The sequence below is a fragment of the Pseudomonas sp. RU47 genome, from assembly GCF_004011755.1.
Taxonomy (GTDB): Bacteria; Pseudomonadota; Gammaproteobacteria; order Pseudomonadales; family Pseudomonadaceae; genus Aquipseudomonas.
In genome coordinates this window covers 1,033,671-1,050,694 of sequence record NZ_CP022411.1, presented here as the reverse complement: position 1 = coordinate 1,050,694, position 17,024 = coordinate 1,033,671, and the positions used below count along the sequence as shown (strand labels likewise).

Annotated in this window: 19 protein-coding genes; 13 read left to right on the top strand and 6 right to left on the bottom strand. The window is 59.3% G+C overall.

What is annotated here, in order from left to right:
- Positions 1-143: 143 nt before the first annotated feature.
- Together CCX46_RS04630 and CCX46_RS04625 are read left to right on the top strand one after the other, a co-directional pair.
- On the top strand, positions 144-620 hold the full coding sequence (locus CCX46_RS04630) for a PAS domain-containing protein (RefSeq protein WP_127925862.1): 477 nt from the start codon (positions 144-146) through the stop codon (positions 618-620).
- 54 nt (positions 621-674) lie between these two features.
- Positions 675-1,280, top strand: a complete 606-nt coding sequence (locus CCX46_RS04625) for a hypothetical protein (protein WP_127925861.1) — start codon at positions 675-677, stop codon at positions 1,278-1,280.
- Positions 1,281-1,283: 3 nt separating this feature from the next.
- On the opposite strand, the gene CCX46_RS04620 is transcribed toward CCX46_RS04625, so the two are convergent.
- Positions 1,284-2,243 carry a MerR family transcriptional regulator gene (locus CCX46_RS04620; RefSeq protein WP_127925860.1) on the bottom strand — a complete coding sequence of 320 codons (960 nt, stop codon included), beginning with the start codon at positions 2,241-2,243 and terminating at the stop codon, positions 1,284-1,286.
- A 213-nt stretch (positions 2,244-2,456) separates the two neighbouring features.
- Between CCX46_RS04620 and CCX46_RS04615 the strand changes: the two genes are divergently transcribed.
- From CCX46_RS04615 to CCX46_RS04590, 6 genes are all read left to right on the top strand, one after another.
- Positions 2,457-3,026: an antibiotic biosynthesis monooxygenase gene (locus tag CCX46_RS04615; RefSeq protein ID WP_127925859.1), complete on the top strand. Its 570-nt coding sequence runs from the start codon at positions 2,457-2,459 to the stop codon at positions 3,024-3,026.
- 175 nt (positions 3,027-3,201) lie between these two features.
- A complete protein-coding gene (gene folM, locus CCX46_RS04610; RefSeq protein WP_127925858.1) occupies positions 3,202-3,912 on the top strand; it encodes a dihydromonapterin reductase in 711 nt (236 codons plus the stop codon).
- 21 nt (positions 3,913-3,933) lie between these two features.
- Positions 3,934-4,494 carry a GTP cyclohydrolase I FolE gene (folE, locus tag CCX46_RS04605; RefSeq protein ID WP_127925857.1) on the top strand — a complete coding sequence of 187 codons (561 nt, stop codon included), beginning with the start codon at positions 3,934-3,936 and terminating at the stop codon, positions 4,492-4,494.
- Entirely contained in the window at positions 4,495-4,893 is a 399-nt protein-coding gene (gene folX, locus CCX46_RS04600) for a dihydroneopterin triphosphate 2'-epimerase (RefSeq protein ID WP_127925856.1), read from the top strand.
- Between the two features lie 69 nt (positions 4,894-4,962).
- The gene (locus CCX46_RS04595; RefSeq protein ID WP_034154503.1) at positions 4,963-5,259 is read left to right on the top strand and encodes a DUF1244 domain-containing protein; all 297 of its coding nucleotides are present in this window, start codon (positions 4,963-4,965) and stop codon (positions 5,257-5,259) included.
- Entirely contained in the window at positions 5,252-5,590 is a 339-nt protein-coding gene (locus CCX46_RS04590; RefSeq protein ID WP_127925855.1) for a HopJ type III effector protein, read from the top strand. Before CCX46_RS04595 ends, CCX46_RS04590 begins: the two co-directional genes overlap by 8 nt.
- Positions 5,591-5,778: 188 nt before the next feature.
- Here CCX46_RS04590 and trxB read toward each other — a convergent pair whose 3' ends face one another.
- Positions 5,779-6,741: a thioredoxin-disulfide reductase gene (trxB, locus tag CCX46_RS04585; RefSeq protein ID WP_103305131.1), complete on the bottom strand. Its 963-nt coding sequence runs from the start codon at positions 6,739-6,741 to the stop codon at positions 5,779-5,781.
- 311 nt (positions 6,742-7,052) lie between these two features.
- On the opposite strand from trxB, the gene cysZ reads away from it, so the two are divergent.
- Both cysZ and CCX46_RS04570 read left to right on the top strand, forming a co-directional pair.
- The gene (cysZ, locus tag CCX46_RS04575) at positions 7,053-7,805 is read left to right on the top strand and encodes a sulfate transporter CysZ (RefSeq protein WP_038357552.1); all 753 of its coding nucleotides are present in this window, start codon (positions 7,053-7,055) and stop codon (positions 7,803-7,805) included.
- A 52-nt stretch (positions 7,806-7,857) separates the two neighbouring features.
- Positions 7,858-9,057: a glycosyltransferase family 4 protein gene (locus tag CCX46_RS04570; RefSeq protein ID WP_127925854.1), complete on the top strand. Its 1,200-nt coding sequence runs from the start codon at positions 7,858-7,860 to the stop codon at positions 9,055-9,057.
- Between the two features lie 109 nt (positions 9,058-9,166).
- Here CCX46_RS04570 and CCX46_RS04565 read toward each other — a convergent pair whose 3' ends face one another.
- The 3 genes from CCX46_RS04565 to CCX46_RS04555 all read right to left on the bottom strand — a co-directional run bounded on the left by CCX46_RS04565 (position 9,167) and on the right by CCX46_RS04555 (position 11,557).
- Positions 9,167-10,270, bottom strand: a complete 1,104-nt coding sequence (locus CCX46_RS04565) for an NADH:flavin oxidoreductase (RefSeq protein ID WP_127925853.1) — start codon at positions 10,268-10,270, stop codon at positions 9,167-9,169.
- A gap of 195 nt (positions 10,271-10,465) precedes the next feature.
- A complete protein-coding gene (locus CCX46_RS04560; protein WP_127925852.1) occupies positions 10,466-10,948 on the bottom strand; it encodes a glutathione peroxidase in 483 nt (160 codons plus the stop codon).
- Positions 10,949-11,071: 123 nt separating this feature from the next.
- Entirely contained in the window at positions 11,072-11,557 is a 486-nt protein-coding gene (locus CCX46_RS04555) for an FKBP-type peptidyl-prolyl cis-trans isomerase (RefSeq protein WP_007912368.1), read from the bottom strand.
- On the opposite strand from CCX46_RS04555, the gene CCX46_RS04550 reads away from it, so the two are divergent.
- The 3 genes from CCX46_RS04550 to CCX46_RS04540 are packed head-to-tail and all read left to right on the top strand — an operon-like array spanning position 11,526 to position 14,915.
- On the top strand, positions 11,526-11,852 hold the full coding sequence (locus CCX46_RS04550; protein ID WP_093436299.1) for a DUF3565 domain-containing protein: 327 nt from the start codon (positions 11,526-11,528) through the stop codon (positions 11,850-11,852). The genes CCX46_RS04555 and CCX46_RS04550 overlap by 32 nt on opposite strands.
- A 60-nt stretch (positions 11,853-11,912) precedes the next feature.
- Positions 11,913-14,012, top strand: coding sequence for a phosphate acetyltransferase (pta, locus tag CCX46_RS04545; protein WP_127925851.1), 2,100 nt, complete (start codon positions 11,913-11,915; stop codon positions 14,010-14,012).
- Entirely contained in the window at positions 14,013-14,915 is a 903-nt protein-coding gene (locus CCX46_RS04540) for an acyltransferase (protein ID WP_127925850.1), read from the top strand.
- 209 nt (positions 14,916-15,124) lie between these two features.
- Here the strand turns inward: CCX46_RS04540 and cysN are convergent, their stop codons facing one another.
- The gene (gene cysN / locus CCX46_RS04530) at positions 15,125-17,023 is read right to left on the bottom strand and encodes a sulfate adenylyltransferase subunit CysN (protein WP_127925848.1); all 1,899 of its coding nucleotides are present in this window, start codon (positions 17,021-17,023) and stop codon (positions 15,125-15,127) included.
- Between the last annotated feature and the right edge of the window lies 1 nt (position 17,024).

Below are 17,024 nucleotides of genomic sequence, written 5' to 3'. Positions count from 1 at the left end.
CTGAAACTGAAAAAAAGAGCGGCGATAGTAACAGCCTCCAACGCAAAGCTGCGATTGAATCTCAACTGGCGATAATGGCCAGTAGACAGCGCCTACGGTTCTTCTAGAATGCGAGCCACTGACAACTCTGAAAGGATTCAAAGATGATCAACGCAAGCTTGTTGCAAATGGTGATCAACGCGTCGAACGACGGCATCGTGGTCGCTGAAAAAGAAGGTGAGCAGGACAACATCCTGATTTATGTAAATCCGGCCTTTGAACGTCTGACCGGCTACACCAGCGAAGAAATCCTCTATCAGGACTGCCGTTTCCTGCAGTCCGGGGACCGCGACCAGGAGAACCTGGAGCTGATTCGCGACACGTTGCGCGGCGGCGGATCGTGCCGGGAAATCCTGCGCAACTATCGCAAGGACGGCACGCCGTTCTGGAATGAACTGTCGCTTTCAACGGTGAAAAACGCCGACGACGGTCAGACTTATTTCGTCGGCGTACAAAAAGACGTGACTGTTCAGGTCAAGGCTCAGCAGCGTGTGGCGCAGTTGGAAGCTCAGGTCGCGGCCCTCGAAGCTGAACTGGCTGCGGTGAAAACGACAAACGGTCAAAACAAAATCGCGAACTAATTGTCATTAACTACAATCACCAATAACTTTGTAACTATATCTTTTGAGTTAGCCATGCAGCGCGACGCCCTCCTCACTCAGGACGAGCTGGATTTCATCCAGACCATGCAACACAACCCGCAACTGAACGTGCGGGATGCGACGTCGAGTCTGCTGGTTAACGGCGGTTCGCAGATCCGCGATTTGCTCACCCGCCTGGCCGCTCACGAGCAAGTGACCATTCAGGCCAACTTCGAAAACCAGCAGATGACCTTCCCGCTGCATCTGGTGGAAGACGAGTTTCACGCGTTGCATCTGCGTCTTGGCGTGCCGAGCATTTATGAAGACGGCCCGATGGTGCGGCCATGGCGGTTGACTCTCGAAGAGCCAGTAGCTCTGGAAAACGCCAAAGGCCAGCCGGGCATGTTGTTTGTGCACGAGGTTTCGCACAAAGGTGTGCTGCTGGAAGTGCGCAACAAGACCAAACCACCCAAACATTTCGCGTTGTGGTTCAGCCCTTCGGGTTATGAGCGGATTTCATTGCGCGGTAATTTCGAACGTGAAACCGAAAGCGGTTTCTACGCCTACGAGTTGAGCCAGACCGATACCGACGAAACCGAACGGCTGCGTCAGTTCATCCTGCAGCAACATCGCCTGACGCATCCTGCCCTTCACACCTGAGTTTCAGGTATCAAGATTCCCTGCAAGAAACTGCAGCATGCGCTGACGCATGCTCGCGCCTTCGTTTCCAAGACATGCAACAGAGGAGCCGGCCAGACTGTCCTGCGCCAGATCTGAAGCATCGCCCGCTAGCATCAACTGACAATCAAGGCTTAACGCCAACCGGTTCAGACGTCGAGGCAATTCGGCGCTGGGCGCATGATTGGAAAACAGCACGAGTGCATCAGGTTTGATCTTTTCGCACACCAGCGTCAATTCATCGAACGGCTGCCCCGTGGTCAACACCCTGACACCGGCATTGCTATCGCTGAGAAACAGCGCCGCCACCAGCAATTCCAGTTCCCGACATTGCCCGGCCAGCGCGCTGACGATCACTCGACGCGGTTGCGTGCCGCGCAGCATGACAATCCGCTGCAACACCCGCGCCCGCAGGAATCCATCGAAGAACAGCCACTCGCTGGTTTGCCCGAAAGCCTCCTGGCGCTGCAACAATTGCAGCCACAACGGCATGAGGATGTCCTGAAATACCACGGGCAGTGCGTAGGAAGAGAAAATCTGCCCATAGACGCGGTCCATTTGCTGATCATCAAATGCACTGACCGCCTGTTGAATCTGCTCCTGCCACTGCAGGTAATCGGCCTGCACCAGATCATCGGGGATGATGTGCGCCAGCACTTTCATCGGCTCGGTCTTGGCGAGGATCTTGCCGACCTTGCTCACGGCGACACCGCGATCAATCCAGTCGACGATGCTGCGCACGCGCTCGATATCGGTCATCGAATAGAGCCGATGCCCACTTTCGGTGCGCGTTGGCTGAATCAAACCATAGCGCCGCTCCCAGGCACGCAAGGTCACCGGGTTGACACCGGTCAGGCGTGCGACCTCACGGATCGGGAACAGATCGGCACGCTCGAGCGCGACAGATGCCTGCGAAGCGGGGCTTGCATCCGTGATGACAGGCATATGGCGTTCAACTTCCATGTCGGTTCAATTGGATCCCATTCTAACGCTTATGCCCCAATGGGGTTCAAGTGATGAAATGCGACGAAAGTCGCTGGTTTAATCGTGAAAAACCGGAATAATCCTTGCTTGTTGAAAAACGCAGGCCTCTACCCCGGCTCTGCGTCAGGCGAAACTCCTACCCGGAGTGACGCACTCGAAATACGGAGATACAAAATGTCTACTTCCCCCGTCACGCTGATGGTTGCCCGTCGCGTCGCCGACGGCCGTTATCAGGATTTGATCGCCTGGCTGCGCGAAGGCGAACAACTGGCCACTGACTTTCCCGGTTATCTCGGCTCTGGCGTGCTCGCTCCGCCGCCCGGTGATAACGAGTTTCAAATCATTTTCCGTTTCGTCGATGAACAGACGCTGCATGCGTGGGAGCATTCGGCTTCGCGCACGGCGTGGCTGGATCGTGGCAGCGACCTGTTTGCCCACCCCAAGGAACATCGGGTCAGCGGCATCGAAGGCTGGTTTGGCGCAGCCGGTCAGCGGCCACCGCGCTGGAAGCAGGCTGTCGCGATCTGGCTGGCGTTCTTTCCGGTGTCATTGCTGTTCAACTTTGTCCTCGGGCCGTTGCTCGCTGACATGAGTTTGTTGCCGCGTGTGTTGATCAGCACGGCGTGCCTGACGCCGCTGATGGTTTACCTCTTTATTCCGCTGTCGACGCGGTTGCTCGCGAACTGGCTGAACAGCACGCCGGTGCGCCCGTTGCCAGTGACGTCTTCCGCACAGAATCGATGATCTCTGTATGGGAGCGAGCCTGCTCGCGAATACGGACTGACCTTCAACATTGATGTCGACTGAGACACCGCTTTCGCGAGCAGGCTCGCTCCCACAGTAATGGGGACAGCCGACGATAGGTGGGCAAGCCATGTCGCTGTTATAGTTTTTGCTCCCACCTCGATGCGAGCCGTTCATGCCTGATTCCTCCGCCCCGATCCTCATCACCGGTGCTGGCCAGCGTGTCGGCCTGCATTGCGCGCAGCGGTTACTCGAGGACGGCTATCGCGTCATCTTCACCTACCGCAGCGAACGCCCCGGCGTACAGACGCTACGAGATCTGGGCGCCGCCGGCCTGTTCGCGGACTTCTCCAGCGAAGCCGGGATTCTCGCCTTCATCAACGAACTGAAAACCCACACCGACCGCCTGCGCGCCATCGTGCACAACGCCTCCGAGTGGCTGGCCGAAATTCCGGACAGCGAAGCCGAAGCGTTCACGCGCATGTTCAACCTGCACATGCTCGCGCCGTATCTGATCAATCTGCACTGTGGCGAATTGCTGCAGCGCTCGACGCCCGCCGACATCATCCATATCAGCGACGATGTCACTCGCAAAGGCAGCAGCAAGCACATCGGCTATTGCGCCAGCAAAGCCGGGCTCGACAGCCTGACGCTGTCCTTCGCCGCTCGCTATGCGCCGGCGATCAAGGTCAACGGCATCGCACCAGCCCTGCTATTGTTCAATCCCGACGACGACGCGGCGTACCGCGCCAAGGCCCTGGCCAAATCCGCGCTGGGCATCGAACCCGGCAGCGAAGTGGTCTACCAGAGCCTGCGCTATCTGCTCGACAACCCCTATGTCACCGGTACGACCCTGACCGTCAACGGCGGACGGCACCTCAAATAACGCCTGCCTGCGAGGATTTCCATGGCCCGCTCACTGCCCGAGAATTACCGCGAAATCCTCATCGGCCTCGGTGAAGATCCCGATCGTGAAGGATTGCTCGACACCCCGCTGCGCGCGGCCAAGGCCATGCAATACCTGTGTCACGGTTACGAACAGAGCGTCGACGAGATCGTCAATGGCGCGCTGTTTGCCTCCGACAGCGACGAAATGATCATCGTCGCCGACATCGAGTTGTACTCGTTGTGCGAACATCACCTGTTGCCCTTCATCGGCAAGGCCCATGTGGCTTATATTCCGACGGGCAAAGTACTGGGTCTGTCGAAGATCGCGCGACTGGTGGACATGTTCGCCCGGCGCCTGCAGATTCAGGAAAACCTCACCCGGCAAATCGCCGATGCGGTGCAACAGGTCACCGAAGCCGCCGGGGTCGCCGTGGTGATCGAGGCCAGGCACATGTGCATGATGATGCGCGGTGTCGAGAAACAGAATTCGACCATGAACACCTCGGTCATGCTCGGCGCGTTCCGCGAGTCGAGCAACACCCGTCAGGAGTTCCTGCAATTGATTGGACGGAGCAAGTAAATGCCACAACTTCAACCGGGAATGGCGCGCATCCGGGTCAAGGATCTGCGCTTGCGCACCTTTATCGGGATCAACGAGGACGAAATCCTCAACAAGCAGGATGTGCTGATCAACCTGACCATCCTGTATGCCGCGCAGGAAGCGGTGCGTGACAACGACATCGACCACGCGCTGAACTACCGCACGATCACCAAAGCGATCATCGCCCACGTCGAAGGCAACCGCTTTGCACTGCTCGAACGCCTGACTCAGGAGCTGCTCGATCTGGTAATGAGCAACGGCTCGGTGCTGTACGCCGAAGTCGAAGTCGACAAGCCGCATGCGCTGCGTTTTGCCGAATCGGTGTCAATCACGCTTGCAGCGAGCCGCGAGCTTCAAGCTTCAAGCACCAAGCTGTAAACTTGGTATCACCGCCAACCATCTTGCAGCTTGAAGCTCGTCGCTTGAAGCTGTCTCGCAGAGACTCCCATGAACGAGCAACAACGCCTCGAACTCGAAGCCGCCGCCTTCCGCCGGCTGGTCGCACACCTGGACAGCCGCAAGGATGTACAGAACATCGACCTGATGAACCTTGCCGGGTTCTGCCGCAACTGTCTGTCGAAGTGGTACAAGGCCGAAGCTGACGAGCGCCAGATCGAGGTCAGCCTCGATGACGCCCGCGAAGTGGTTTACGGCATGCCGTACGCCGAGTGGAAAGCCCAATTTCAGCAAGAAGCCAACGCTGAACAGCAAGCAGCGTTCGCCAAAGGAAAAACCCATGAGTGACCTCAACACCCTGCGCGCCAGCCTCAACAGCGGCGAACACGCTTTCGCCGGCACCCTGGCCTTCATCGCCGCCGGCTACGATTATCAGCCGCAGGCGTTCAACAACGGTGGCGTGGAAAGTGCCGCCGGGCAGAACGAAGGTTCGTGCAAGACCTTGGGTCTGGCGCTGCTGGAAGGTCTGAGCGATGAGGAAGCGCTGTTGGCGTTCGGCGAGCATTATCGTTCGGTGGTCGCGACCCCTGAGGGCAGTGATCACGGCAATATTCGTGCGTTGATCCAACACGGCCTGGCCGGCGTCAAATTCACCGCGCAACCCCTGACCCGCCGCTGATCCCTCTATCCACACAAAATCCCTGTGGGAGCGAGCCTGCTCGCGAATACGGACTGACATTCAACATTGATGTCGACGGATACACCGCATTCACGAGCTGGCTCGCTCCCACATTTGATCCGTGGTGACTGTGATTCTCGGGCACAAAAAAACCGGCCAATCTGGCCGGTTTTTTTATGCCTGCGATCTTAGAACGAAGCGTTCTGCAGACCGTCCAGGTAACGCTCGGTGTCCAGTGCCGCCATGCAGCCGGCGCCGGCCGAGGTGATGGCCTGGCGGTAAACGTGGTCAGCCACGTCACCGGCGGCGAAGATGCCTTCGACGCTGGTTGCAGTCGCGTTGCCGTCACGGCCGCCCTGCACCACCAGATAACCGTCTTTCAGGGTCAACTGGCCTTCGAACAGCGAAGTGTTCGGGGTGTGGCCGATGGCGATGAACACGCCGTCGACAGTGATTTCGTCGAAGCTGCCGTCGTTGTTCTTCAGACGCGCACCGGTCACGCCCATGTTGTCGCCCAGGACTTCGTCCAGGTTGGCGTTCAACTTGAGGATGATCTTGCCTTCGGCCACGCGAGCGTTGAGCTTGTCGATCAGGATCTTCTCGGCGCGGAAGGTTTCGCGACGGTGGATCAGGGTCACGGTGCTGGCGATGTTGGCCAGATACAGTGCTTCTTCAACAGCCGTGTTGCCGCCGCCGACCACGGCAACAGGTTTGTTGCGGTAGAAGAAACCGTCGCAGGTCGCGCAGGCCGAAACGCCTTTGCCCATGAACGCCTCTTCCGACGGCAGACCCAGGTAACGCGCGCTGGCGCCGGTGGCGATGATCAGGGCGTCGCAGGTGTAAGTCGCGCTGTCGCCGGTCAGGGTGTAAGGCTTGGCAGCGAAGTCGACGGCGTTGATGTGATCGAAAACGATCTCGGTTTCAAAACGCTCGGCGTGCTCGCGCATGCGTTCCATCAGTGCCGGACCGGTCAGACCGTGGACATCGCCCGGCCAGTTGTCGACTTCAGTGGTGGTGGTCAGTTGACCGCCAGCCTGCATGCCGGTGATCAGCAGTGGCTTGAGGTTGGCGCGGGCCGCGTATACCGCAGCGCTGTAACCGGCAGGGCCGGAACCGAGAATAATCACTCGCGAATGACGGACTTCAGACATGACCTGCTCCTGTTGACCGGGCGGAAAAACAGGCCCGGATCGCCGCAATGCCGGCGGGAATAAAAAAGGACTGTGGAAAACCTTGGGGAAGGCTTGAGCTCGACAGTCCTGTAAAAAGTTGGGTGCAGCGTATCGAGGGGGGCAAGATTAAGGAAATACGGTTTAACAATCCAGCTCATAGGTGGTCTCTATGCCGACACAATGACGAGATGGACGTCTTTGTTACAGTGAATGTCGATCGCTCTGCCGCGCTTTCGCCCCCGGTGCAAAGTCGGTAAGGTCGGCGCGTTTTCCCTTGCTCGGAGCACCTTATGCCCGCCCCTGTTCTGTCCGGCCCGCAATACCTGCGCGAAGGCCTCAAACTGGTCTTGAGCCCAGGCTTGCGCCTGTTCGTGTTATTGCCGCTGGCGATCAACCTGGTGCTGTTCGTCGGATTGATCTATCTGGCCGGCCACCAGTTCAGCCTGTGGGTCGATACGCTGATGCCGTCGTTGCCCGAATGGCTGAGTTTCCTCAGCTACGTACTCTGGCCGCTGTTTGTGGTGCTGGTGGCATTGATGGTGTTTTTCACCTTCACCATGCTCGCCAACGTGATCGCCGCACCGTTCAACGGTTTTCTCGCGGAGAAAGTCGAAGTGGTGGTGCGCGGCACTGATGATTTCCCGGCGTTCAGCTGGGGCGAGTTGATCGCCATGGTCCCGCGCACCCTTGCACGGGAAATGCGCAAACTGGGCTACTTCCTGCCGCGCGCCATCGGCCTGTTCATTCTCTCGTTCATCCCTGTGGTGAACATCATTGCCGCACCGCTGTGGTTGTTGTTCGGCGTGTGGATGATGGCGATCCAGTACATCGACTACCCGGCGGACAACCACAAACTGGGCTGGAACGAAATGCTCGCCTGGCTGCGGCAGAAGCGCTGGCAGAGCATGAGTTTTGGCGGAATCGTCTATCTGGTGTTGCTGATTCCGGTGGTTAACATCCTGATGATGCCGGCGGCCGTGGCCGGGGCAACGTTGTTCTGGGTGCGTGAGCGTGGTGCTGAGAATCTGGTAACGCAACGCTAAGCCGCTGACGAGGCGCGTCACAAATCCATCATCCGAACGTCACAAGCACGACATGGCCTCAGCCGACACTGAGGTCATGACGACAGCTCTACACATCACCCTGATCAGCGAAACCTTCCCACCGGAAATCAACGGGGTGGCCAATACTCTTGGCCGCTTGTGCGATGGGCTGCGCGCGCGTGGCCACCAAGTGGAACTGGTGCGCCCGCGTCAGGCTGGCGATCCGCAACACAGTGAAGACGATGCGTTGCTGCTGTGCCGGGGCTGGCCGCTGCCGGGCTATCCAGGGTTGCAATGGGGTCAGTCGTCGATGCACAAACTGCTGCGGCGCTGGAAACGTCAGCGCCCGGATGTGCTGTACATCGCCACGGAAGGCCCGCTCGGGTTGTCGGCGCTGCGGGCGGCGCGGCGTCTGGGGATTTCGGTGGTCAGCGGGTTTCACACCAACTTTCAGCAATACACCAGCCAGTACGGGCTCGGTCTGCTGACGCGGATGCTCACGCATTATCTGCGTTGGTTTCACAATCGCTCGGCCATGACCCTGGTGCCGAGTGTCAGCCAACGCCTGGAACTGGAGCGGCGCCACTTCGAGCGTTTGGCGCTGTTGTCGCGCGGTGTCGACAGCCAGTTGTTTCATCCAAGCAAACGGCTGAATGCCTTGCGTGAGCAATGGGGCCTGTCCGAGCAGGACATTGCGGTGATTCACGTAGGACGGCTCGCGCCGGAGAAAAATCTCGGCCTGCTCAAGCGCAGTTTCGAAACACTGCGTAGCACTTATCCACAGCGTAATCTGAAACTGATCGTGGTCGGTGACGGGCCGCAACGGCTCGCGCTGGAAAAGCAATTGCCCGAGGCAATCTTCTGCGGTGCACAGCGCGGTGAGGCGTTGGCGGCGCACTATGCGTCTGGAGATTTGTTTCTATTTCCGAGTCTGACCGAAACCTTCGGCAATGTGGTACTGGAAGCACTCGCCTCGGGACTGGGTGTGGTGGCTTACGATCAGGCTGCGGCGGCGCAGCACATTCGCCACGGTTACAACGGCGTGTTGGCGATGCCGGGTGATGAGCAGGCGTTTTGCGAGGCGGCGGCGTGGTTGCTGGAGGAGGATGAGACGTTGCGTTGCGTGCGCCTGAATGCGCGGCAGCATGCGAGTCGCCAGGGCTGGCCGGCGGTTATCGAGCAGTTTGAAAAGCATTTGCGCGGGGCTTGTGTGGGGGAGCAAGTGGTGCCGAATGCGCAGACATTGCCTTGAATCCAAGCGACTTGGAGAACGCCATCGCGAGCAGGCTCACTCCTACAGGGGAAATGCATTCCAATTGTAGGAGTGAGCCTGCTCGCGATGGCGTCAGTGCAGCCGCTGGTTAAACCAGCGTCATCAACGCCTCGCGGCTGAACGGCAGAATATCCTGCTCACGCCCTTCGCGGACTTTCTGCGCCCAGTCCGGATCGACCAGCAGCGCACGGCCCACCGCCACCAGATCGAATTCCTCCTTGTTCAAGCGCTCCAGCAGGTTTTCCAGACTGGCCGGTTGCGCGACCTTGTCAGTGTTGACCATGAACTGCAGAAACTCGCCATCAAGACCGACGCTACCGACGGTGATGGTCGGCTTGCCGGTGAGCTTGCGGGTCCAGCCTGCCAGGTTCAGCTCGGAACCATCGAACTCCGGCTCCCAGAAACGCCGCGTCGAGCAGTGGAAAATATCCACGCCAGCGTCGGACAGCGGCTTGAGAAACTCACCCAACGCTTCCGGAGTCTGCACCAGACGCGCGGTGTAATCCTGCTGCTTCCATTGCGAGAAACGGAAGATGATCGGGAAACCTTCGCCGACCGCCGCACGTACGGCTTGAATCAGTTCGATGGCGAAACGCGAACGGTTGGCCAGGCTGCCGCCGTATTCGTCGGTACGCTGGTTGCTGCCCTCCCAGAAGAACTGGTCGATCAGGTAACCGTGGGCGCCGTGGATTTCCACGCCGTCCATGCCGATGCCTTGTGCATCTTTGGCGGCTTGAGCGAACGCGGCGATCACGTCCTGAATGTCTTGTTTGGTCATGCCGTGCACCACGACCTGACCGTCCTTGAGTTTTTCCGACGGGCCGTAAGCAGGCACGCTGGCGTCCGGCTCGGTGCCGATACGGCGTACGCTGCCGACATGCCAGAGTTGCGGAACGATCTTGCCGCCTTCAGCGTGAACAGCGTCGACAACTTTTTTCCAGCCGGCCAATGGCGCGTCACCAAAGAACTGCGGCACGTTCGGATAACCGTTGGAGGCGATGTGGCCGACGGTGGTGCCTTCGGTGATGATCAGGCCGACACCGGCCGCCGCGCGACGACGGTAGTACTCGATGACTTTCGAATTAGGCACGCCGCCCGGGGAGAACGAGCGAGTCATCGGCGCCATGACCACGCGGGTCGGCAGTTCGAGGGCACCGAGGTGGAACGGTTTGAACAAGGCTTGAACGGGCATCGAAGGGCTCCACAGAGAAGACTTTATGACGGCGATAATATGGAGGCGCGCACCCTTTGAACAGCACTATTGATTTGGGTGATTAAGGATTAAAAGACGCAAAGCAAAAGATCGCAGCCTTCGGCAGCTCCTACATGGGGTTTTGAGGTCACCTGTAGGAGCTGCCGAAGGCTGCGATCTTTTGATCTTGCTGTGTCAGCTCAGCGCTTTTTCAATCGCATGAACAATGGTCGGATCATCCGGCGCCGTGCGCGGCGAAAACCGGGCCAGCACCCGACCGTCCTTGCCAAGCAGAAACTTCTCGAAATTCCAGGTGATATCACCGGGAAACTCCGCGCCCTCGCCCGCCAGCAGACGGTAGAGCTGGTGACGATCATGACCGTTGACTTCAAGCTTGCTCGACAACGGAAACGTCACGCCATAGTTGAGGCTGCAGAAATCCTTAATTTCCTGTTCGGTACCTGGTTCCTGGCCGGCAAACTGGTTGCACGGCAGGCCCAGCACACTGAAGCCTTTGCCTTTGAACTGCTGATAGAGGTTTTCCAGCGCCGCGTACTGTGGGGTCAAGCCGCATTTGGAGGCGACGTTGACCACCAGCACGACTTGGCCCTTGAACGGCGCCAGCGGTAGCTCCTGACCATCCAGGGCTGTCAACTTAAGGTCGTGAAAAGCACTCATGACGAACTCCAAGATTCCCGTGTTCTACTCGAAACAGCCACTTGGCGAGGTCACCAAGGACAGCCGCGGACTAAAAAGGCGCCCGCAGGCGCCTCTCCAGTACTCGAAGCTTAGCGCAGAAAATCAGTGGTGATGGCCACCTTCGCCATGGACGTGGCCATGAGCGATTTCTTCCTGGCTGGCGTCACGGATGTCAACGATCTTCACTTTGAAGTTCAGGCGCTGACCGGCCAGTGGGTGGTTGCCGTCAACCGTCACGTCGTCGCCGTCGAGGTCACGGATGGTGACGATTTGCATCTGGCCGTCCGGCGCCGAAGCGTGGAACTGCATGCCGACTTCCAGCTCGTCAACGCCTTCGAACATGCTGCGGCTCAGGGTGCTGACCAGCTCAGCGGCGTATTCGCCGTAAGCGTCTTCCGGTTCAACGGAAACTTCCAGCTCGTCACCAACAGCTTTGCCTTCCAGAGCTTTTTCCAGGCCCGGGATGATGTTGCCTGCGCCTTGCAGGTAGACCAGCGGAGCGCCGCCGGCGGAGCTGTCGATGACCTCACCAGCGTCGTTGGTCAGGGTATAGTCGATGGAGACAGCCTTATTGGCGGCGATCAGCATGGGGCGAGACCTTTTGCATAAGAATATAGAAAGGCCAAGTTTAGCGAAGCAATCGCGCGAAAGCGAACACAACCCGGACAAACGGGTTTCGACGATCGCAGGCTTCCATCAGGACGAGGACGGCCACTGGGTCGTCGAGCTTTCCTGTGGCCACACCCAGCACCTGCGCCATCAACCGCCATGGCAATCACGCGCCTGGGTGCTGGACCCGGCGCAACGTATTGAAAAAATAGGCCAACCCTTTGCCTGCGGTTGGTGCGCACAAGGCTCGGTTAGCGATAACCTTGGCGACTGAATTTCGGTAGTCAGCCAGACATAGACTGACGCCATTGCCATGCAACTTTAGAGAATTCGCATGCAAACTTTTTTTATCGCACCCACCGATTTTGGCGTGGGTCTGACCTCCATCAGCCTCGGGCTGGTGCGCACGCTTGAACGCGCCGGGCTGAAAGTCGGTTTCTTCAAACCGATTGCGCAGCCGCATCCGGGTGACACCGGGCCTGAGCGTTCCACCGAACTGGTGGCGCGCACCCATGGTCTGAAACCGCCGCAACCGCTCGGCCTGGCCCACGTCGAGCGGATGCTCGGCGATGGTCAGCTCGATGAGCTGCTCGAAGAAATCATCACGCTGTATCAGCAAGCGGCCATTGGCAAAGACGTGCTGGTCGTCGAAGGCATGGTGCCGACCCGCAGCGCCAGTTATGCCGCACGGGTCAACCTGCACTTGGCCAAGAGCCTCGATGCCGAGGTGATTCTGGTCTCGGCGCCGGAAAACGAAGTACTCGCCGAACTGTCCGGCCGGGTTGAATTGCAGGCGCAATTGTTTGGCGGGCCGAAAGACCCGAAAGTCCTCGGGGTGATCCTCAACAAGGTCAAGACCGACGAGAGCATGGACGCCTTCGCCACGCGTCTGAAGGAACATTCGCCGTTGCTGCGCAGCGGTGATTTCCGCTTGCTCGGCTGCATTCCGTATCAGCCTGAACTTAACGCGCCACGCACCCGCGACGTCGCCGATCTGATGGGCGCGCAAGTGCTCAACGCCGGTGATTACGAAACCCGGCGGATGACCAAAATCATCATCTGCGCACGGACCATGCGCAACACCGTCGAGCTGCTCAAGCCCGGTGTACTGGTGGTGACCCCGGGCGATCGCGACGACATCATCCTCGCCGTCAGCCTCGCGGCAATCAACGGCGTGCCACTGGCCGGCCTGCTGCTGACCAGCGACACCCTGCCCGATCCGCGCATCATGGATTTGTGCCGTGGCGCCTTGCAGGCTGGTTTGCCGGTGTTGTCGGTGAGCACCGGTTCCTACGACACCGCCAACCTGCTCAACGGCCTGAACAAGGAAATCCCGATCGACGACCGCGAGCGCGCGGAGATCATCACCGATTTTGTCGCCAGCCATCTCGACGCCAAATGGCTGCATCAGCGTTGCGGCACGCCACGGGAAATGCGCCTGTCGCCAGCGGTGTTCCGCTATCAATTGATTCAACGCGCGCAAGCGGCGAACAAACGCATCGTCCTGCCCGAAGGCAGCGAGCCGTTCACTGTGCAAGCGGCGGCGATCTGTCAGGAACGTGGGATTGCCCGCTGCGTGTTGCTGGCCAAACCGGAGGACGTCGAAGCGGTGGCCCGCGCTCAAGGCATCGTGTTGCCGCCGGGCCTGGAAATTCTCGATCCGGACCTGATCCGCGAGCGCTACGTCGAGCCGATGGTCGCCCTGCGCAAAACCAAAAGCCTCAATGCACCGATGGCCGAGCAGCAACTGGAAGACACCGTGGTGATCGGCACCATGATGCTCGCACTGGATGAAGTCGACGGCCTCGTTTCCGGCGTGATCAACACCACGGCCAACACCATCCGCCCGGCCCTGCAGTTGATCAAGACCGCGCCGGGCTGCACGCTGGTGTCGTCGGTGTTCTTCATGTTGTTCCCGGAAGAAGTGCTGGTGTATGGCGATTGCGTGATGAATCCGCACCCGAGCGCTACGGAACTGGCCGAGATCGCGTTGCAAAGCGCCGACTCGGCCGCTGCATTCGGCATCACCCCGCGCGTGGCGATGATCAGTTATTCCAGCGGCGAATCGGCCACCGGCGAAGAAGTCGAAAAAGTCCGCGAGGCCACCCTCCTCGCCCACGAGCAACAGCACTCGCTGCTGATCGACGGTCCGCTGCAATACGACGCTGCTGCCAACGCCGACGTGGCCCGGCAACTGGCGCCGAACAGCCAGGTCGCCGGTCGCGCCACGGTGTTTGTGTTCCCCGATCTGAATACCGGCAACACCACGCACAAAGCCGTGCAACGCAGCGCCGACTGCGTCAGCCTCGGGCCGATGCTGCAAGGCCTGCGCAAACCGGTGAATGACTTGCCGCGCGGCGCGCAGGTCGATGACATCGTCTACACCATCGCCCTCACCGCGATTCAAGCCGCCAACCGACCTATGGATGTGTAAATGCTGGATTTTCTACCTGCACCCGTGCGCGGCGTGATCGCTTCGCTGCTGTTGGCGCTCAACACGATTCTGCTCTGCTCGTTTCTGTTCTGCGTGGCGCTGGTCAAGGCCTTGCCGTTCGCGCTCACCCAGCGCATCGCTGGCTGGCTGATGAGCCACACCCACGAAGCGTGGATCAGCAACAACAAGGGCTGGATGAATCTGGTTCGCCGCACCCGCTGGCACATCAGCGGCCTGCAAGGGCTCGACTATCAGCACTCGTACCTGATCACCAGCAACCACCAGAGCTGGGTCGATATTCTGGTGCTGCAATACGTGCTCAACCGTCGGATTCAGCCGCTGAAATTCTTCCTCAAACAGGAGCTGATCTGGGTGCCGGTGATCGGTCTGGCCTGGTGGGCACTGGGCTTTCCATTCATGAAGCGCTACTCCAAGGCCTACCTGGCCAAGCACCCGGAGAAGAAAGGCAAAGACCTGGAAACCACGCGCAAAACCTGCGCGAAGTTTCGCAATAATCCGGTGGGGATTTTCAACTTCGTCGAGGGCACGCGCTTCACCGAAGGCAAGCATGCACAGCAGCAGTCACCGTTCAGATATCTGCTCAAGCCCAAAGCGGGCGGCATTGCCTTTGTGCTGGATGCGATGGGTGAACAGCTGGAGTCGATCGTCAACGTGACCATCCACTATCCGGCAGGACGTCCGGGGTTCTGGGATTTGCTCTGCGGCAATGTGCGCGATGTGGTGGTGCACTTTGAAGAGCTGAAGATTCCGCAGCAGTTCATTGGCAAGAATTACGATCAGGACGGCGAGTATCGCCTGCAGTTTCAGGGCTGGATCAATCAGCTGTGGCTGGACAAGGATGCGCTGCTCGAACAGATGCACCGCGAATACCCTTCCGTATGATCGTTCCCATGCTCCGCGTGGGCATGCCTCACTGGATGCTCTGCGTCCGCTTTAGATGGGACGCGGAGCGTCCCGGGCTGCGTTCCCACGCAGAGCGTGGGAACGATCACGAATCGCCGTATGCCCGAATAAAAAAGCCCGCCGATGATTACTCATCGGCGGGCTTTTTCTTGCAGCTTGAAACTCGAAGCTTGCCGCTGCTTCAGTGCTTAGATCGCGCCACGCTTGCGCAGTAGATCCAGCACTTGCTTGACGCTGTCTTCCAGACTCAGCGTCTGCGTGTCGATCACCAGATCGGCATCCAGCGGCACGTCGTACGGGAAGGATTCGCCCGGGATGTTGTCGCCAGCGGCGGCATACAGACCCTGCGGATCACGCTCGGCGCAGACAGCCGGCGAGGCCTGCACGTAGACCGTCAGCAGACGATCCTTGCCGATCAGATCCTTGGCTTGCTCACGCCCTTCGGCACTCGGTGCAACGAACGCAGCCAACGTCACCAGACCGGCTTCGTTGAACTGACGCGCAACGTGCGCAGCACGACGCCAGTTCTCGGTACGACCAGCGCGATCCTGTGGCAGACCTTTGTTGAGGTCGTGACGCAGGTTCTGACCATCCAGCACAAACACCGCACGGCCCATGTCGAACAGCTTGCGTTCAACCGCATAAGCCAGCGTGCTCTTGCCCGCGCCCGACAGACCGCTGAACAGCACGGTCGCCGGTTGCTGGCCGAAACGCTGGGCACGTTCTTCCGTGGCCACGTGCGCCAGTTTGCCGTGGTGCGTGGCAGTACCATGCGTCACCGGTTGCGCGACGATCATGCCGGCGCCAACAGTGCCGTTGGTCAAACGGTCGATGATGATAAACGCGCCGGTGGTGCGGTTGCTTTCGTAACCGTCGAGGGCGATCGGCGCGTCGAGCGCGATCTTCACCTTGCCGATTTCGTTGAGCTGCAACGCGCTCGCCGGGCCTTCTTCAAGGGTGTTCACGTCGACCTTGTTGACGATGCTGGCGATCGACCCCGGCACGTAACTGGTGGCGCGTTTGATGTCGTATTTCTTGCCCGGCAGCATCGGCTCTTCAGCCATCCACACCAGCATCGCTTCGAAGCTGTCGGTGACCGGCGGCACGTTGTCGGCATGCACCAACAGGTCGCCACGGGAGATGTCGATTTCATCTTCCATGGTCAGCGTGACAGCCTGACCTGGACCGGCGTGTTCCAGCTCACCTTCGAAGGTGACGATGGATTTCACCCGGCTGCTCTTGCCCGACGGCAGCACCACGACTTCGTCGCCTTTGTGCACGATGCCGCTGGCCAGCGTGCCGGCGAAACCACGGAAGTTCAGGTTCGGACGGTTGACGTACTGCACCGGGAAACGCAGATCGGTGAAGTTGCGATCGCCCGCGACTTCCACGGTCTCGAGGATTTCCATCAGCGACTGGCCTTTGTACCAAGGCGAGCGCTCGGACTTGTTCACCACGTTGTCGCCTTTGAGGGCAGACATCGGCACGAAGTGCATGCTGGTCGGCTTCATCTTCAAGCCTTCGGCGAACTTCAGGTAGTCAGCCTTGATCGACTCGAACACGCCTTCATCGAAGCCCTTCAAGTCCATCTTGTTGATGGCGACAACGATGTGCTTGATCCCCAGCAGGGAGGCGATAAAGCTGTGGCGACGGGTCTGGGTCTGCACGCCGTAACGCGCGTCGACCAGAATGATCGCCAGGTCACAGGTGGACGCACCGGTGGCCATGTTGCGGGTGTACTGCTCATGGCCGGGGGTGTCGGCGATGATGAATTTGCGCTTGGCGGTGGAGAAATAGCGGTAGGCAACATCGATGGTGATGCCCTGCTCCCGCTCGGCCTGCAGACCGTCGACCAGCAATGCCAGGTCGATATCGTCACCGGTGGTGCCGACTTTCTTCGAGTCGCGGGTGATCGCTTCGAGGTGATCTTCGTAGATCATTTTCGAGTCGTGCAGCAGGCGCCCGATCAGGGTGCTCTTGCCGTCATCGACGTTACCGCAAGTCAAAAAGCGCAGCAGCTCTTTACGTTCGTGCTGGCCCAGGTAGGCGAGGATGTCCTCGCTGATCAAATCAGAAACATGCGACATG